This window comes from Lactobacillus sp. M0403, assembly GCF_016101265.1.
Classification (GTDB): domain Bacteria; phylum Bacillota; class Bacilli; order Lactobacillales; family Lactobacillaceae; genus Lactobacillus; species Lactobacillus apis.
On the sequence record NZ_JACFQV010000001.1, the window covers coordinates 165,504 to 182,203 of the forward strand.

General features: G+C 37.0%; 13 protein-coding genes. All 13 read right to left on the reverse strand.

All coding sequences use genetic code 11. The features are described 5' to 3' along the window. Nucleotides 1-30: 30 nt before the first annotated feature. The 13 genes from H3T48_RS00700 to H3T48_RS00760 all read right to left on the reverse strand — a co-directional run bounded on the left by H3T48_RS00700 (nt 31) and on the right by H3T48_RS00760 (nt 16,693). Nucleotides 31-1,623 (reverse strand): ABC transporter ATP-binding protein, encoded by a 1,593-nt coding sequence (locus H3T48_RS00700; RefSeq protein WP_198187744.1) that lies wholly within the window; start codon nt 1,621-1,623, stop codon nt 31-33. 2 nt (nt 1,624-1,625) lie between these two features. Next, the gene (locus tag H3T48_RS00705; protein WP_198187746.1) at nt 1,626-3,215 is read right to left on the reverse strand and encodes an ABC transporter ATP-binding protein; all 1,590 of its coding nucleotides are present in this window, start codon (nt 3,213-3,215) and stop codon (nt 1,626-1,628) included. A 188-nt stretch (nt 3,216-3,403) separates the two neighbouring features. After that, on the reverse strand, nt 3,404-4,375 hold the full coding sequence (locus H3T48_RS00710) for a ribose-phosphate diphosphokinase (RefSeq protein ID WP_046307695.1): 972 nt from the start codon (nt 4,373-4,375) through the stop codon (nt 3,404-3,406). 164 nt (nt 4,376-4,539) lie between these two features. Continuing rightward, nucleotides 4,540-5,436 carry an N-acetylmuramic acid 6-phosphate etherase gene (gene murQ / locus H3T48_RS00715; RefSeq protein ID WP_198187748.1) on the reverse strand — a complete coding sequence of 299 codons (897 nt, stop codon included), beginning with the start codon at nt 5,434-5,436 and terminating at the stop codon, nt 4,540-4,542. A 9-nt stretch (nt 5,437-5,445) separates the two neighbouring features. Further along, entirely contained in the window at nt 5,446-7,419 is a 1,974-nt protein-coding gene (locus H3T48_RS00720; RefSeq protein WP_198187750.1) for a glucose PTS transporter subunit IIA, read from the reverse strand. Between the two features lie 108 nt (nt 7,420-7,527). Continuing rightward, entirely contained in the window at nt 7,528-8,001 is a 474-nt protein-coding gene (locus H3T48_RS00725) for an isochorismatase family cysteine hydrolase (protein WP_074425818.1), read from the reverse strand. A gap of 100 nt (nt 8,002-8,101) precedes the next feature. Beyond that, nucleotides 8,102-9,151 (reverse strand): MupG family TIM beta-alpha barrel fold protein, encoded by a 1,050-nt coding sequence (locus tag H3T48_RS00730; RefSeq protein ID WP_198187753.1) that lies wholly within the window; start codon nt 9,149-9,151, stop codon nt 8,102-8,104. Nucleotides 9,152-9,269: 118 nt separating this feature from the next. Next, nucleotides 9,270-10,370: a DUF871 domain-containing protein gene (locus H3T48_RS00735; RefSeq protein WP_198187755.1), complete on the reverse strand. Its 1,101-nt coding sequence runs from the start codon at nt 10,368-10,370 to the stop codon at nt 9,270-9,272. Between the two features lie 26 nt (nt 10,371-10,396). After that, nucleotides 10,397-11,752 (reverse strand): PTS sugar transporter subunit IIC, encoded by a 1,356-nt coding sequence (locus tag H3T48_RS00740; protein ID WP_074425821.1) that lies wholly within the window; start codon nt 11,750-11,752, stop codon nt 10,397-10,399. A gap of 301 nt (nt 11,753-12,053) precedes the next feature. Beyond that, on the reverse strand, nt 12,054-13,382 hold the full coding sequence (locus H3T48_RS00745; RefSeq protein ID WP_198187757.1) for a PTS sugar transporter subunit IIC: 1,329 nt from the start codon (nt 13,380-13,382) through the stop codon (nt 12,054-12,056). A gap of 138 nt (nt 13,383-13,520) precedes the next feature. Then, nucleotides 13,521-14,846 carry an alpha-L-fucosidase gene (locus H3T48_RS00750; protein WP_198187759.1) on the reverse strand — a complete coding sequence of 442 codons (1,326 nt, stop codon included), beginning with the start codon at nt 14,844-14,846 and terminating at the stop codon, nt 13,521-13,523. Continuing rightward, nucleotides 14,839-15,822, reverse strand: coding sequence for a LacI family DNA-binding transcriptional regulator (locus H3T48_RS00755; RefSeq protein WP_187158374.1), 984 nt, complete (start codon nt 15,820-15,822; stop codon nt 14,839-14,841). The genes H3T48_RS00750 and H3T48_RS00755 overlap by 8 nt, the downstream gene beginning before the upstream one ends. Continuing rightward, on the reverse strand, nt 15,809-16,693 hold the full coding sequence (locus H3T48_RS00760; protein ID WP_198187762.1) for an ROK family protein: 885 nt from the start codon (nt 16,691-16,693) through the stop codon (nt 15,809-15,811). The genes H3T48_RS00755 and H3T48_RS00760 overlap by 14 nt, the downstream gene beginning before the upstream one ends. Between the last annotated feature and the right edge of the window lie 7 nt (nt 16,694-16,700).

The following is a 16,700-nucleotide window of genomic DNA, read 5'->3' on the forward strand; positions in this document are numbered from 1 at the left end:
ATACTATGAGATTGAGTGCTTTTTATTTACTTATTTTGTTGTATTTTTAACTATATGAATTTCACGATCAAATAACTGCTTCATTTGTTCATTAAAGTTATGAGCTATAAAGATTACCGATGCAGAGGTTGCAGTTACTTCACGCAAAATTTCCATCGTAGCTTGTTGATCAATTGCACTAGTTCCCTCATCAATTAGAATCAATTCACTGTGATGAACTAATGCACGTACTAAAACAATTTTTTGCCTTTGTCCGCCAGAAATATTTAACTTATTCAAATCGATTTGCTGATTCAGTCCTTGGTCAAACTTAGCAATATCTCCATTAAGCTGAACTTTTTCTACAAGCGAAGGTAAAGCACTTTTTAGTTTATCAGCAAACATCGTCATATTGTCAGCGATACTTGCTGGAAAGAGAACAGGATCTTGAGGGATATAACCAATTTTCTCCATATCAGGATTAATTGGCGCGCCATTTTTATTCTTGAAAACAATTTTTCCCGTAGTCGGCTTAAGCTGTTCTAGAATAAGTTTAAATAAAGTTGATTTACCTGCACCTGAATCCCCAGTTAATAGTATTTTTTCACCTGCTTTAATATCAATATCAGGGAATTTTAGACTCTCACCATTTGGAAATTGTAGGCTAAGGTCACGAACACTCAGTTCCGCAGGTGCTGAGACTTGTTCTAGTTTAGGCTGTTCAACACTTTTAGTTTCCTCAGCAATTTTTTTATTTAAAGCTTGGGCACCCTTCATCTGGCCGTATGAATTAATGATTTCTTCAACGCCCATTCTTAGATAATATTGACAGTTTCCAACACCGATAATGACACCAAAAGCAACTAGTTTTTGCTGAAATAAGTAGCCAGCTAATAAAAATAAGATTGTTTGAAAGCAAACTGAAATTAACCCATTAACAATAGACAGCAGTTGCATGACCCCATTTTGTTTAACATTTGCATCCTCTAAGTCTTTGGCTGCCTTATCTGTTATCGCAAATAACTTTTCACCGGCAAAATAGCGTTGTATTTCTTCTAAGCCACTAAGCCACTTGTCTAAGCAATCCAAATACTTTTGATTGCTTTCAGAAATGTGAGTTATTGCTTGCTGTAACGGTTTTTCAAGCAACTTAGGCACAGTTAACGAAATAATCACCATCAAAGTGACCACTAAAAGTAAACTCCAGTGTAATGAAATTAATAACGCAACAACAGACACGATAATTGCTACACCACCGAGCAAATTGAAAAAGGGTTCTAAGTAATTTTCTTGGCTTTGAACTAAGTCATTAGTTAATCCATTCTGGACCTGGGCTACAGGGTGCTCCTTTTGATCTTTATAAAAATGGTCAATTGTTTTTTGACGAATAACAGATTTATATTGTTCCTCTTGTTTAGATTGAAGATAACCTAGCAGTCCTTGCAATAAATAATCGATCAGGATGCATACAAAACTAGCAAGAACCATAACCATGAAAGTTCTAAAATTACCTTGCTGAATTGCTGTAGTTTCAATCATTACAATTAATGAGTTAACAATCATAAGTGCATAAAAGCTAATTAGCACTACCATTATCACTACAAAGCGTAATGGGTTTTGCTTAAAAAAACCTTTAATAGTCATTTCTACTTGACCTCCTTTTTCTTTGCTTTTAAGCAGATTTGATAATCAAATTTTTCCATTAAATCAGGACTAAAATTATGTGCAATTAGCAAGACTGTTTTATCTGTTTGCAGCAGTTCACTAATGATTTTATTAGTTGTCTTGCTATCAACTGCACTTGTTGCCTCATCCAATAAAAGAAATGGTTTGTCATGTATTTCAGCTCTTGCTAAAACAACTTTCTGTCTTTGCCCTCCAGATAAGTTTTCTTGATCTAAATCAACATTAGTGTCAATTTGTTGTGGAAAGCTTGCTATGTCTGAAGCTAGCTGTACATTTTGAACGGCTCCACTTAATCTAGAACTTAGTTTTTGGTTAAACATCGTAATATTATTAGCAACCGTATCTGGGAAAAGCGTAGCGTCTTGAGCCACATAACCTAATTCAGCTTGCTTAGGTAGCAATTTGTTACCAGCTTGATCAATAAAATAGACCTCACCGTTTTGGGGCTCAATTTTACCCAATAGGACCTTGAAAAGTGTTGACTTTCCAGTGCCAGAATCACCTGTTAGTAGAACTTTATCGCCTTGATTAATAGTGAAATCAGGATAAGTGATACTTTCGCCATTTTGATATTGAACCTCTAGGTTGCAACATTTTAAACCATATACTGCAGTCTTAGGCTTTCTTTCAGGTAACGGCTGAATGAGTTTAGTAACATCAGCACGCAATTCCTTTGTTGAACGAATTTGGGTAATTGCACTAATGATTTCCCATAAGCCATTAAAAATAGTTGAAGCAAAACCACCAGCGATGGCCCAGTCACCCAGAGATATTATATGTCTGAAAAATAGTAGACCAGCCCAGAGACCTGTTCCCACTTGACCGATTGAGTTGCCCACGCCATTAATTGCAATTGCAATAGACTTCATTTTATTACTATTTACATTGGCATCTGTAAGTTTCTGGTTATCTTGACCAAGCGCTTTGGCTAAACGGCCACCAGCACCATAACGTCGTAATTCTCCTAGACCAGAAAACCAGTTCTCAATTGTATTTAAAAATTGCGCATTCTTCTGAGCTGCTTTAGCAGTTGAACTGGACAATTTTTTGGTCATGATTTGAGGTAAGCAAAGAACAATAATCGTTACTACGGTCACAATCAAAATTAATGACCAATGCAATGTTAATAGTGTTCCTATTGCCATAATGATGCTTAATAAATTAATCCAGATTTTTATCCATGGTGTCGCATAATCGTCGGACAAAACTTTGAGATTATTTCCCAATTGATTCTGCATATCTGCAACCTTAGTTGGTTCGGCGGCATAATAGTGTTTCATTATTTTGGCGCGAATTTCGTGCAAATATTCTTGAATCTGCTTGTTAAACAAAAATGTTCCTAGTGGTAGTAGAAGAATAGTAAAAATTGAAATGATAAGTTCTAAAACTATCCAAAAAGCAAACCCGCTCCAGTTTCCATTACTAAGATCATTAGTTATGTATTTGAAAAAATATGTTGTTGCAGTACCACTTAATGCATAAGCCAAGAAAACTAATAAAATTAAAATTGTTCTTGGTATGCTAGTCTTTAATAATTGCTTTAGTGTCAATGGTCTCAAGCCTCCTTAATTCATATTTCTTATTAAAGTCTAATTTTATTTTAAATTCAATATGATTCAATTAAGTGGTCATTTTTTCCAACTAAGTGACACATATTTTATTAGTAAGATAATTTAGTACATAGAAAAACCCTGAAATCAGTTTGGTTTCAGGGTTTTATTACGTGTCATTTTAAATTTTAATGCTTATCTTTTTCATATCTGGTATTAAACAAAGGACTAAGTGGTTCATTCTTTTGAATACACTTAATTGCATCCCCAATTAACGGTCCCACTGAAACAAGTGAAGTCTTATCCAACTTCTTCTCTGCAGGCTGGTTAATTGAATCTGTTAATACCAAGCTTTTAATCGGAGAATCATTTAAACGTTTAATGGCTGGACCAGATAAAACAGCATGTGTAGCACTGGCATAAACTTCAGTTGCACCTGCATCAATCAATGCTTGTGCAGCTAATGTGATAGTTCCAGCAGTGTCGATCATATCATCAATAATGATTGCTCGCTTACCTTTAACGTCACCAATGATGTTCATTACCTCGGCAACATTAGCACGTGGTCGACGCTTATCAACAATCGCAATTGAAGTGCCTAGGAATTCTGCAAGCTTTCTAGCACGAGTAACACCACCATGATCTGGTGAAACTACAACTGCATCCTTTTCCAGATTATTTCTTAAGAAGTAATCTGCAAGTAATGGTGCACCCATTAAATTATCTACAGGTATATCGAAGAAGCCTTGAATTTGAGGTGCATGTAAATCTAGTGATAATAGTCTAGTGGCACCTGCTTCTTGCAACATATCAGCAACTAATTTGGCTGTAATTGGTTCACGTGGACGAGTCTTGCGATCCTGACGAGCATAGCCATAATATGGAATTACAATATTTATCGTCTGTGCACTTGCGCGGCGAACAGCATCAATCATAATCAACAATTCCATCAAATTATCATTGACTGGTACACTCGTTGATTGAATTAAATATACGTCCTTACCACGAACAGATTCGTCTATATTAATTTGAATTTCCCCATCGCTAAAGCGTTGTACACTAGATTCACTAAGTGGAATCCCAACGCGGTCCGCAATTTTTTGTGCTAGCGGCAAATTCGAATTGAGGGCAAACAACATCATATTGTCTTTATAAGACATAATTTCCTCCGTATTAAAATGTTAACAACTTATTATTTTACCAAAAGTTGTCCGAAAAAGCTTTTTCCTATACTATTATTCAACTTTAGCGGACGACATTCAAGCCCCGAATGCTAGAATGCACAGATAATGCGTAAGTTTTCCACTTATTTTAAAAGAAATTTTTATTCATGATCTAAGACACTACGAATATTACCATGATATTTCTTTAGTACTGCGGCAGCTTCATGTTCAGTCTTTCCAGTTTTAGCCATCACAATTGCTTGAGCCACATTTTTGTTGGCCTTTTCTAAGAGCTGTAGTGCCTTTTTAGTGTCAATATCGGCAGTTGCACTAATGATGCGACATGCTCGATCAACCAACTTTTCATTAGTCGGCTGTACATCAATCATCATATTTGAATATACTTTTCCCTGCTTAATCATCACGCCTGTGGAAATCATATTTAAAATCATTTTTTGAGCTGTGCCGGCCTTCATCCTAGTTGAACCAGTGACTACTTCAGGACCAACCACCGCTTCAATAGCAATATCTGCATGCTGACCAATAACAGAATCTGCTACACAGGCAATTGCAATTGTTAAAGCACCTTGCTTTTTGGCATAGTCTAATCCGCCAATCACATATGGTGTTCGGCCACTTGCAGCTAAGCCAAGTACAACATCATTTTGAGTTAAAGCCAAATCACTTATGTCCTTTTCACCCAGTTCTGCCGAATCTTCGGCGCCTTCTACAGCTGAAAACATTGCACTTTTTCCGCCAGCAATTAGTCCAACTGCTCTTTCGGGCTTAATGCCATAAGTCGGCACTAGCTCTGCAGCATCTAATACGCCAAGCCGTCCACTAGTTCCAGCACCAAGATAGATTAAACGACCGCCATTAGAATAATTTTTAGCTGCTGCATCAATTGCATGGGCAATTTGCTCATTTTCCTGTCTCACTGCTTGAGCAACTTTCTGATCTTCTTGATTAATCGTCTTAACCATTTCTAGTGTTGACATTCTATCAATTTCACTAGTTGCAGGATTACGCTCTTCAGTTTTTAACTCTTTAATTTCCATTTTGATCCTCTACTTTGTTGTAACAGTTGTAACAATTTGGTCAGCCTTCACCTGTTTAGTAGAAATAGGACTAATTTGAGCTACATCGTCCATATTATTAACAATGGTCATCACATCTGTAGGCTTATTGGCCGCTTTAACTGCTGCAACATCCATTTTGGCAATTAAGTCTCCTTGTTTTACATGCTGACCACTTTTTACATTAATTTCAAATGGCTCACCTTTAAGTTCAACCGTATCTATTCCAAAATGCAGAACTATTTCGAGTGGTCCTTCTGCTGACTCCATCGTAATCGCATGTTTGGTATCCATTATTGTTAAAATTCGCCCATCAACTGGTGCAACAATCTCATCACTATCTGGAATAACAGCAAAACCATCACCCAACATTTTTTGCGAAAACACATCATCAGGTACGGCAGTTAACGCTTCAAGTTGACCACTAACTGGACTAGCTAAAGATACTGAAACACTATTTTTCACTTCATTTGTTTCCTCAACTTGGTTTGCTAAAGTGCCATCTTCATTTTTGGCTAACATTGCATCTTGAGGAACGCCCCATAAATAAGTTAAAACAAATCCACCAAGGTAAGCTGCTAATAAGCCAATGCAGTAATATAGAGCCTTGTTATTCGCAATTAATGGTATCAGCGCAACTCCTGAGGTACCAATTGCCGTTGATCCTACATTACCAAAAGCACCTAAGACTGCACCACCAATACCACCGCCAAGACAGGCAGTAATGAATGGGCGTCCAAGCGGGAGCGAAACCCCATAAATCAAGGGCTCACCAACACCTAAAATTCCAACTGGCAATGCCCCTTTTATTAACTTAGTTAACGCTTTATTTTTGCGGCATTTAATCCATAAAGCTATTGCCGCACCCACTTGGCCTGCACCAGCCATAGCTAAAATCGGTAGAAGTGGAGTATAGCCCATTTTTTGAATCATTTGAATATGAATCGGCGTCAAAATTTGGTGGATTCCAAAAAGAACCATTGGTAAAAATACTGCACCTAAAATAAAACCGGCAATTGGACCACCAACTTTAAGTACCCAATTAATACTGTTAACTAGTGAATTTGAGATCCAACCCGCAAAAGGCATGACAATAAAGATAGTAGCTAAACCCATTATTAAGAGCGTTAAAAATGGTGTGAAAATAATATCCACAGAATCGGCTATATGCTTGTGGAAAAACTTTTCTACGTAAGAAAGTAGCCATACAGATATTAAAACTCCAATGATACCACCCTGTCCTGCAGCAAGTGGTTTGCCGTCAAACACGTTCGGAATAGTAACTGGCGGTAATACATTTGGCAACATAATAATTCCACCAATAATGCCTCCTAAACCTGGTGTAGCACCAAATTCTTTGGCAGCATTAATACCAACATAAATGTTTAGATAGGCAAATAAACCAGAAGAAATTACACCTAAAACAGTTATGCCCAGATTCCAGCTTGGTGGCAATATTTTAGCTGTCATCAAGTTCCTCAGCATCCCAGCCACACCAGAAATCAGTCCGGCACCAACAAAGGCTGGTATAAGTGGAATGAAGATAGCAGAAATATGTTGTAAAATTGCTCTCCACCAGGTTTGCTTTAAACCAGCTTTTTGCGCATCATGAACCGTTTTTGCTTTTTGTATTACCTCTGATTTATCTTGTTGATATGTCTCGGTACTTGACGAACTTGGTGCGGTAGCTGGGAAAGGATCATTCTCTTTTACACCGGCAGCATCAACCATGCTTTGAGCGACTTTAGTATTCACCCCTGGGCCTAAAACAATTTCTAAAGTTTCACCGTCAACAACTCCAATGACACCGTCTATTTTCTTAAGTCCGGCTAAGTCAACCTTATTTCTGTCTCTTATTGAAATTCGTACCCTTGTCATGCAATGATACAACGATTTAACATTTTCGATTCCACCGATCTGGTCATAAATTTTTTGTCCCAAATCTGTATACTTGTCTATACTCATTTAAGCCTCCCTGCTAAAAAAATAACTTGCTAGTTACCAAAATATTACTGCTTTTAGAACACAAAAACCACGGAGATACTTTTTCAGTATATCCGTGGCTCACATAAATTATTGAACTAATAAAAATTCATCCGTCGTTAACCGATGAGCACCTAATTTAGTTAATAAGTGATTATAATGATTCGTTACTGGTTTAATAGAAGAATCATATCCGTCCGAAATTAATGTAACTGAGTAGTCGCGACTCAATGCACTCTTTACTGTTGCCTGAACACAGGTATGATTCATTAACCCTACCACAACAACATTTTTAGGATTAAGATCATGTACCTTCTGAGCAAAGTTTGTTTGCGTAAACGGACTTGGTTCGTTCTTAGTGAAAACTGGTGCCGAGCTCTCGACCTTCAACTTAGAAGAAAAGTCACCAAGGTTTTCCTGCTTGACGTAAATAACTGGATCATTATTTTCTTCAAACTTTTTAATGACACGGTTAATCCGTTCAAGCAACTTTGTCTTCTTGCTCGAAAAGTGCATCGCTTGTTCCTGAACATCAACTACTAACAATAAATTATCGGCTGACATAATTATCCTCTCAACTAAAAATATTTCTTTGAAACCGTTTTTATTATAACGCTATATTGTTGATATTCAACCTAAACTTTATTACTCGCTGTAAGATAAATTACTCATCCGATGTAAAGAGTAGCTTTTTACCCGCTTCTATTTGATTTAATAATGGCAAATCTTCCTGTATCACCTGCGCTAAAACGTTAACCCGTTTATCAGCTGGCAAATCACATTTTGTGATTTGTAACTCACCTTGATAGCGCATATATAAGCTATTATCACAGGTAATCGTTCCTTTAGGACGTGCCAGAACTTCGCTATTAGGAGTTGTTCCAAAGAGCTGCCGTTCACGTCCTTCAGCTAAACGAATAACTTTTTCTGCACAATCCCTTCGATTGTGCCATTCGCAACTAAATAGCTCTGGTACATCTTTGTTTATTCGCAACGTAATTGCATTCTCTTTAATGTAGTTTTTAAAGCTTCGCAGCGATGCCTGAGATAAGTCTGCGTCACCGATAAAAACATGATCACAGCCAAGCTCTTTCAATTCAAGCATCGCTGCCAATGGATTTTCTTTTCGTTGCTGTTCTACTGTCGGCAAGCCCTCATTAATTGGTCCTCGCTTTTTTGCATCTCCCGCAACAAAAGCCATCGTCTGCAAGTTCATTTCATGCAGCCAAGCATTTTTGGCAGCTAACCAATTTGTGGATAAACCAGTCTCTGGTCGTGGATAATAATTATGCCAAGCTTGTAAATGGGTAAAGTCAGCACAATAACTTCGCAATGCAGTAACATCCTCTTTTTCAATCGTGCTTGCATTTAGTGCTATCGGCATCTCTTTTGATAGCTTTGCAATTGTGCTGTAATCAACTCCTGAATCTATCCTTAATCCTGTTAAATGCAACTTTTTAACCTGATCAATATCGGTAATTGCTACACCTAATTTCTCTAAGCCAGCCTTAGAAACATCCGCAATTAAATCTATATCCAGATTACTACACCACTTAGTTAATTCCCCCAAGCGCTTTAAAACTAGTTTATCATCATCTTCAGGAATATTTAGAGAAGTAAAAATTGTCGTTAAACCAGCATTACGCATTGCCAATAAGTAGTTATAATCAGCGGCTGTTAGGTCATGATCCAGATAAATTGAAAATCCAAGCATTTTTCTCTTTCCTTCACTAAAAACTGTTATTTCTATTATACTATTTTTTTGAAAGCGATATCAAAATAAAAAAGGCTATAGTTTTACCTATAGCCTTTTCTTTTGCAGAAAACTAGTTTTAGTTATTTTCTTCAAGTACAAATGTACTCCATGGTTCCACTAGATCAAGTAAATCAAGATCATCCTCTCTCAAGTGGCCAACCAGATTACGCCTACCATCATTTTTAAATGGAGTTAAAACAATTTGTAACTCGCCCTTATAGCGAGGATACTTGTCATTTACAACTACAACATCGCCAAAATCAAAGGTAGACTTTTCATTATTATGAGCAGGAATGTCCTCATCGGAATAAACCACACGTGGCATTGTGTCACGTAATAAGTATTCAGAAGCGTCACCACGGTATAGATGTTTATCTTTTAAACAAATTGTTTGTTCAATTGGTAGAACACCTTCTTCAAAATCAATTCCTAAAACTGGAAATGGACTATTGAAGGCTTCAGCAGCTGCGGCAAGTTCTTCCTCACTAGCAAACGCATTACCAATGATAATGTCATCAATCATTTTGCTTAAGCGTAAGTGTGTCACTTGGCTAGCAATGTTTCTTTGACGATCACTTTCCATTGTTGGTAAGCCTTCATGAACAGGCCATGGACCAAATTGTGCATTCTTTGAAGAAATAAATGCAGCGGTGTGTAAACCATACTCACGATATTTAAGTGAATATTCCATAAAAATGTCTTCACTCAAACCAGTATATTCCTGTGGATAGAAATTATGACACCCAATTAAGTTATCAGGCTCTGGATCATAAGACATAATGCTATCAAGGTAATTCGTACCACGACTCATATTTAGCTCAATCTTTAATCCGTATGGATTATGAGTCATTGCTGCTTCTTCCATCCCGCTGAAGCCTTCGTCTAAGCGCAGGCCCCAAACGCCTAAGTCATGGAAAAAGACTAAATTATTGTAGTCAATGTTTAATTCCTTGAATAAGCCTGGATTAATATCAACAACGGTCGTAAAGCCTAGCTTATTTGCATAAGCAACATCTTTTTTCAACTTAGCTAATAAATCTTCGCCATCATCGCTTTTTAATTGTAATAGCGATGTAAAAATGCGCTTATAACCATATTTATGAGCCAAATCCATATACTTTTGATCTTGTTCAAAAGTACTTTGCTCTGGATAAAGTGATATACCTAATTGCTTCATAATTTTTATTACTCCTTAAACTAGGACTATTCTGCTTCAGGTTTCATATTGTTAGCAGCGATAACGAATGGTACATAGATAAAGAAACCTATAACCATGTTAACAGCCTGTAACACAATTGAACGCCAATCCATTGTTCCTAAAAATGCGTTGAGGAATGGTGGCATTGCCCAAGTTATTTGTGCTCTAACTGGGTTAACCAAGCCAAACTTCAAAGCAGCATATGAAATTGAAACCATAACTAATGGTGCAAGAACAAATGGAATGAAGTAGATTGGATTCAAAACAACAGGCATACCAAACATTACAGGTTCGTTAATGTTGAAGATACCAGGAACTAATGAAACTTTTGCAACAGCACGTTGATCTTCACGTTTTGAGAAAATCAAGATTGCTAATAGCAATAGTAAGGTAGAACCTGCACCACCAATCCAAACATAAAGGTCAAAATCTGTTCTTGTCCACATGTAAGGTAATGTTTTACCGTTGTGGTAGGCATTAACGTTAGCAATCAACGCAGTAGTCCAAATACTTTCGGTAACTGGTGCAAGAACGTTGGTACCGTGAATACCGAAGAACCAGAATAATTGAACCAAGAAGGTAATCAATAATACTGACCAGTAACCTTGACTGACTTTCATCAAAGGCTCTTGAATTGTCTTTGAGATAAAGTCAATAACAGTTGTGTTGTTGAGTTGGAATAGATAGTTAATAATACCGACAACATACAAACCTGCAACAGCAGGAATAATTCCAGTAAATGCGTTAGAAACTGCTGGTGGAACACTAGCAGGCATCTTGATTGTAATATGTTTCTTCATCAACATGATGTATACGGCAATAGCAATACCGCCCATGATCATTACTGTGAAGAAACCGTAAGCACCAAAGTACTTGTTAAAGTTGAAGTAACCCCATGCACTAACGTTTTTACCAGCTACAGCTGCACCAGCGTCAGTGATAGCTTTAACATCTCCCTTTGTTAAAGCAGCTTTTAAATCAAGTGAGAAGCTCTGTGGCAGTCCCATGATAAAAGTACCTAAGGTAACTAAACCACCAGCAATTGGTTCAACTTTGTATTGAACACACATTTGGTAACCAAATGTAAATGCAAATAGCAAACCTAGAACAGCGGTTGTACCTGTCCAGACTAATGCATTAATGGCAATTAGCCATTGCATTGAATTTACAAAGCCGGTCCAGCCGAATTGATTTGGTAGATCTCTTACTAACGCATTAATAACATTAGCTACAGAACCTGCCATAATCAATGGCATGATAGAAATGAAAGCATCACGCAAGGCTACAAGCCAGCGAACCGAACCTATCTTTGCAGCAACGGGAACGACATGCTTATTTAACCAGTTAATTAAAGCATTCATTTTAATTTCCTCCTACTATTTTTAACTACACTTGTATTATACCATAGTAGATGAAATCGCTTTAGAAAAAGTGAAAAAAACGCATTAAATAATAGTATTTAATAGGGTTTATGTATAGTTTTAGATGTATAAAACCATAAATACTAGCTTTTAATTTCGGAAAACAGCTTATTCAGAATTATTAAATAACAGTATTATACGAAAAACATTATCATTTTTTGCCTTTCATAATTTTTAATAATACCAAAAAAGGACTAATTAAAAATTAGTCCTTTAGTTATTTTCATAACTGTTACTAGCTTTATTTTTCTTCTAACTTGGCACCTTTATTACTTGCCAAAACAAATGGTAAATATAGGAAAATATCCAAAATGAACAGTAGGAGTGAGAGGAGCGTTGCCGGTATATCTCCTGCGGTTGTCACCCATGTAGTTAAAATAGGAGGAATTGTCCAAGCAGGAATAACAACGCTTTTTGCCACTACCCCTAATAAGGTTAGCGGATATGCAATTGCAAGGTTAATCAGTGGAACAAAGATAAATGGAATTACAAAGTAAGGATTCATTACAATTGGAATCCCAAACATAATTGGTTCAGAAACATTAAAGATACTTGGAAGCAAGCCTAATTTGGCTACATCACGATATTCCTTACGTTTGGAAGCAATAAAGATTGCTATTAAGAACGGCAAAATCGCACCAGTTCCGCCAAACAAAGTGTACATACCAATCCAAGGATTTGTAACGATATTCGGAACGGCTTTGTGGGCAGCAAAGGCAGCCATATTTTGCTGAATTGCTGCTATCATTGGTGGCGAAGTTACTGATGCAACGATATTCTGTCCGTGCAAACCAAAGAACCACAAGAACTGTGTCACAAACTGAATAACGAAGCAACCAATCCATGACTCCATTGCTGCTTGCAAAGGTTGGGAAATTACTGCTTGAACTAAGTCGGTTATTCCTTGGTGGAAAATTTGGACATAAGCAAAAGTAATAACCGCAAAAACGATAACTACAAGTGACTCAGGTATCAGCGAATTAAAAGACTGCGCAACTGCAGGCGGTACCCCGTCTGGCATTTTAATTCTTAACTTTTTCGCTTTGTAGAAAAACAACAATAGTTCTGTGCTTAGAACTGCCGCAATCAGGCCCACAAACATCCCACCAGATGAAGTTAGAGATTGTGCGTAGACCCCAGCAACTGTGACTGTTTTGACCGTACCAGTTATCATTGCAGGATTATTCAACGGAAACATAATTAAGGCAGTAGCTACACTTAAGATTCCCGCATGAATTGGACTAATATCGTTCGTACCAATTCTACCGTCAGCAATATAAGAATTAAGCAACCGGTAGCCAATTATAAACGTTACAAATATGGTCATAAAGCCCATAGTACCGTTGTTTACCATCGTTCCCATTTCAGTCAATTTAGCTGCATAAGGAAATGCCTTTAAAACCGCAGGTTGATTTAGAACTAGCGAGTTTAATAATAGGAAAAGCGAGTTAACCATAATTATTGGCGTAATGTCAACAAAGGCATCTCGAATAGCCACTAAATGTCGCTGATTACCAATTTTATTTGCTAAAGGTAAAACAAGCTTATTAATTTTTTCAGAAATATTCATTTTTACTCCCTTAACTATTTTTGAAATTTCTAACTTAAAGGATTCAATTATTGAAACGTTTCAATAATAGTATTATACAATGTTTTTGGAAACGTTTCAATATAAAAATGAAAGCTTTTACAGATTACCTTAGTTTAATTACTTATCCGCTTTAAATTTTAGTACCCCAAAAGGAAATGCAGTTTCTGGCAAACTAATCTTAGAACCAGCAGGCTGGATGTTTTCGTTTGTTTCTAAGTTCTCAATAGATTTATAAGAAAAAGCTAAATTAGCAAGAGATTTTTGTTCACCACCCTGTTGTTGCTCGTAAAACAGATAATGATTACCATCTTTCTTAGTTAGATATAGCTGATTTTTTGCATAATCGGGACAACCACGTGTACTATAGACCGCTTCCCCAAACACTTTTAGCCATTCACCCAGTTGCTTCATTAGAGCTAGTGCGGGTTCTGGTAAGGTCCCATCTGGCTTAGGCCCAACACCTAAAATCACATTCCCGCCTAAGCTAATAATCTTTACGATACTACTTAAAATTTCGTCAAAGCTCTTATACTGGTCGTTAGGAACATAGCCCCAGTTTTTGGCCAAAGTAAGATTGCTTTCCCAAACTTTTTTCGGTGGTACTGTTGGAATTTTTTGCTCCGGGGTAACATAATTTTCATATTTCCCACCAATTGTTCGATCAACAATTAAAGTATCTGGCTTAATCTGCAAAATCTTTTGTGCAATTTCATCCATTGGTAGTTGCTCATGATGCATACTATTAACCCAACCAGCATCAAGCCATAAAATATCAATTGGACCATAATTTTGACAAATTTCTAATAGCTGATTTTCAACGAACTGCTGAAATTGATGCCACAATTCTGGTTTCTCTTCAGGGTCGTAACTAGCATATCGACCTTGCGGGTCTGAGTTAGGCTCCCAATAAAAAGGACTATGCCAGTCAGCCTTGGAATAATATGCACCTGTCGCAATCCCTTCTTTGCGAAACGCATTATTCACATACTTTAAAAGATCGGCTTGTGGATTAGTATGAAACACAGAATCTGCTGCCGTTATTTTGTAGTCACTATAGCTTGTGTCGTACATATTAAAGCCATCGTGGTGCTTAGTTGTAAATAACATATACTTAAAACCCGCATCTTTAGCTGCTTTTGCCCAATCATTCGGATTAAATTTAACTGGATTGAATTCCCTATTCAAATTCCAGTAGTCATGCCTTAATGTGGTTAAATCTGATCTCCAAGCACCATGCTTGCGAGCCCAGTCATCTTCTTTAGATAATTGCCACGACTCAACTATTCCTGCTTGTGAATATAGGCCCCAGTGAAAAATAATGCCAAGCTTTTGATCTTGGAACCACTCAAGCTTATCAATAATTTCAGTTGGCAAATCCTGATATGCTTCTTGCTGAGCTGCTTTGTTTTCAATAATATCCTGTCGTTTCTTGTTTTCACTCATTTTCTAGCTCCTTTTGCCAAAAAATCTTATCCTGAATAAATACTTGCTTATCCACTTCTTGATTGTCGAGAAGTTTTAAAGTTGAGTCTGCCACTTTTTCCGCAATTTTATCCACAGGCTGCTTAATCAATGTAATCGGTAACTTCATGTTTTGGAGTAGGTGAGAGTAACCAAATCCAGCAACTGCAATCTGTGTTCCAACTTCCATACCAGCATCACGAATTCCTTCTACAACCTGAATTGCATTCGTATAATTGGTAACAAAAATTGAATCAAAGCCGTTTTTTATTAGTTCAGATACAGCTTCATACGCTTCAGTAGTTCCATAGTCAACATAAATTATTTGATCAGATGAAATTTCAACTGACATTTTTTTACATGCCGCATTAATTCCTGCTAATCGTTGTTGAAGTACATAATCGCTTTCAGTTGGAATGATGAATGCTGTTTTCTTTCGCTTTTTCAACATTCGTTCCACAACTTCTTGAGACGCTTGTTGATCGGCACTCAATATTTCTGGAACTGATTTGTCTGCCAAAGATGCTTCAACTGAGATTACAGGAATCCCAACCTGTCCTACTTCTTGAAATGCATCCCACTTAGTTTCAGCTTTCAAAATAATTAATGCATCTACTGACCGTTCAATCAGTTTTTTCAGCTTGTATTCAAAAGTTTCCTTGTCGTTTCGGTGACTAGTTAAAAGCAAAAAGTAACCAGCTTGATCAAATAGTTGTTCTAATGCTGCCAGCAGCTGAGAGCTATAAAAGTTATCCATATTATCAACTAAGATCCCAATTGAAAATGATTTATTCATCTTCAGCGCTTTTGCCGTTTGATTTGGGATATAATGCAGTTCTTTGATTGCTTGCTGAATCTTTTCCTCATTTGCTTTTTTTAAATGAACACCATTCAAATAGCGTGAAATAGACCCAACAGACACACCTGACTTATTGGCAATATCTTTAATCGTGACCATTTTTACCTCTTTTTTGTTTTTCAATAAAATTATAGGCTGCACCATATAAATTAGCGTCATTATGGTATTGACACGTTTCAACAACAGGCATGATCTTTTCAACTTTCTTTTCCACAAGTTGTGCCTCTAGACGCTTGGCTACTTCAGCACTAAAACTGCTACGCGCTGAAACACCACCACCGATAATAATTGCATCAAAATCGAACGAAACTTGAATGTTATAAAGTCCCATAGCTAAACAATCATACACTTCGTCAATCAGCTCATTTGCCAACTTATCACCTTGATCAGCTAATAAAAACAGTTTTTCTCCGTCTACATCATCGGCTTCTGTTTGAGCAACATACTTGGCTGCTGCCTTAACAATTGTCGCTTGCATACTCAAGATTGAGCCATCGGCAGTCGACATTAAACCAAACTCGCCTCCAAACAGATGACTACCTTTGTATAATTTTCTGTTTATAAAAACTGCACCACCGACTCCAGTACCAACTACAACAAAAGCTACATTGGTAAAGTTTTTACCTGCACCAATATTAACTTCGCAGATGCCAGCACAATTAGCATCATTCTCAATAGTTACTGGCAGCCCAAATTCTGCTTCAAGCTCATGAAAAATTGGCCGATTATGAATATAGGGTACTGAACTGATACCATCAATTTCACCCTTTGTGTCATCAACTGCTCCTGGAGCACTGATAGCAATCCCATCTATATCCAGTAGTGTATCAAGATAGCGATGCATCTGTTTTACCAGTCCTTTGAATGTTTTAGGTGTTTCATACTTTTTTTGACACGTAATGTTATAATCGTCACCGAAATATCCACATTTAAGATTGGTGCCACCAATATCGAAAACCGCTAATTTCATTTTTCTC

Excerpts from the sequence above, each read along its gene's own strand:
- H3T48_RS00700 (WP_198187744.1), bottom strand. The coding sequence starts at position 1,623 with ATGACTATTAAAGGTTTTTTTAAGCAAAACCCATTACGCTTTGTAGTG.
- H3T48_RS00710 (WP_046307695.1), bottom strand. The coding sequence starts at position 4,375 with ATGTCTTATAAAGACAATATGATGTTGTTTGCCCTCAATTCGAATTTG.
- murQ (WP_198187748.1), bottom strand. The coding sequence starts at position 5,436 with ATGGAAATTAAAGAGTTAAAAACTGAAGAGCGTAATCCTGCAACTAGT.
- H3T48_RS00720 (WP_198187750.1), bottom strand. The coding sequence starts at position 7,419 with ATGAGTATAGACAAGTATACAGATTTGGGACAAAAAATTTATGACCAG.
- H3T48_RS00725 (WP_074425818.1), bottom strand. The coding sequence starts at position 8,001 with ATGTCAGCCGATAATTTATTGTTAGTAGTTGATGTTCAGGAACAAGCG.
- H3T48_RS00730 (WP_198187753.1), bottom strand. The coding sequence starts at position 9,151 with ATGCTTGGATTTTCAATTTATCTGGATCATGACCTAACAGCCGCTGAT.
- H3T48_RS00735 (WP_198187755.1), bottom strand. The coding sequence starts at position 10,370 with ATGAAGCAATTAGGTATATCACTTTATCCAGAGCAAAGTACTTTTGAA.
- H3T48_RS00740 (WP_074425821.1), bottom strand. The coding sequence starts at position 11,752 with ATGAATGCTTTAATTAACTGGTTAAATAAGCATGTCGTTCCCGTTGCT.
- H3T48_RS00745 (WP_198187757.1), bottom strand. The coding sequence starts at position 13,382 with ATGAATATTTCTGAAAAAATTAATAAGCTTGTTTTACCTTTAGCAAAT.
- H3T48_RS00750 (WP_198187759.1), bottom strand. The coding sequence starts at position 14,846 with ATGAGTGAAAACAAGAAACGACAGGATATTATTGAAAACAAAGCAGCT.
- H3T48_RS00755 (WP_187158374.1), bottom strand. The coding sequence starts at position 15,822 with ATGGTCACGATTAAAGATATTGCCAATAAGTCAGGTGTGTCTGTTGGG.
- H3T48_RS00760 (WP_198187762.1), bottom strand. The coding sequence starts at position 16,693 with ATGAAATTAGCGGTTTTCGATATTGGTGGCACCAATCTTAAATGTGGA.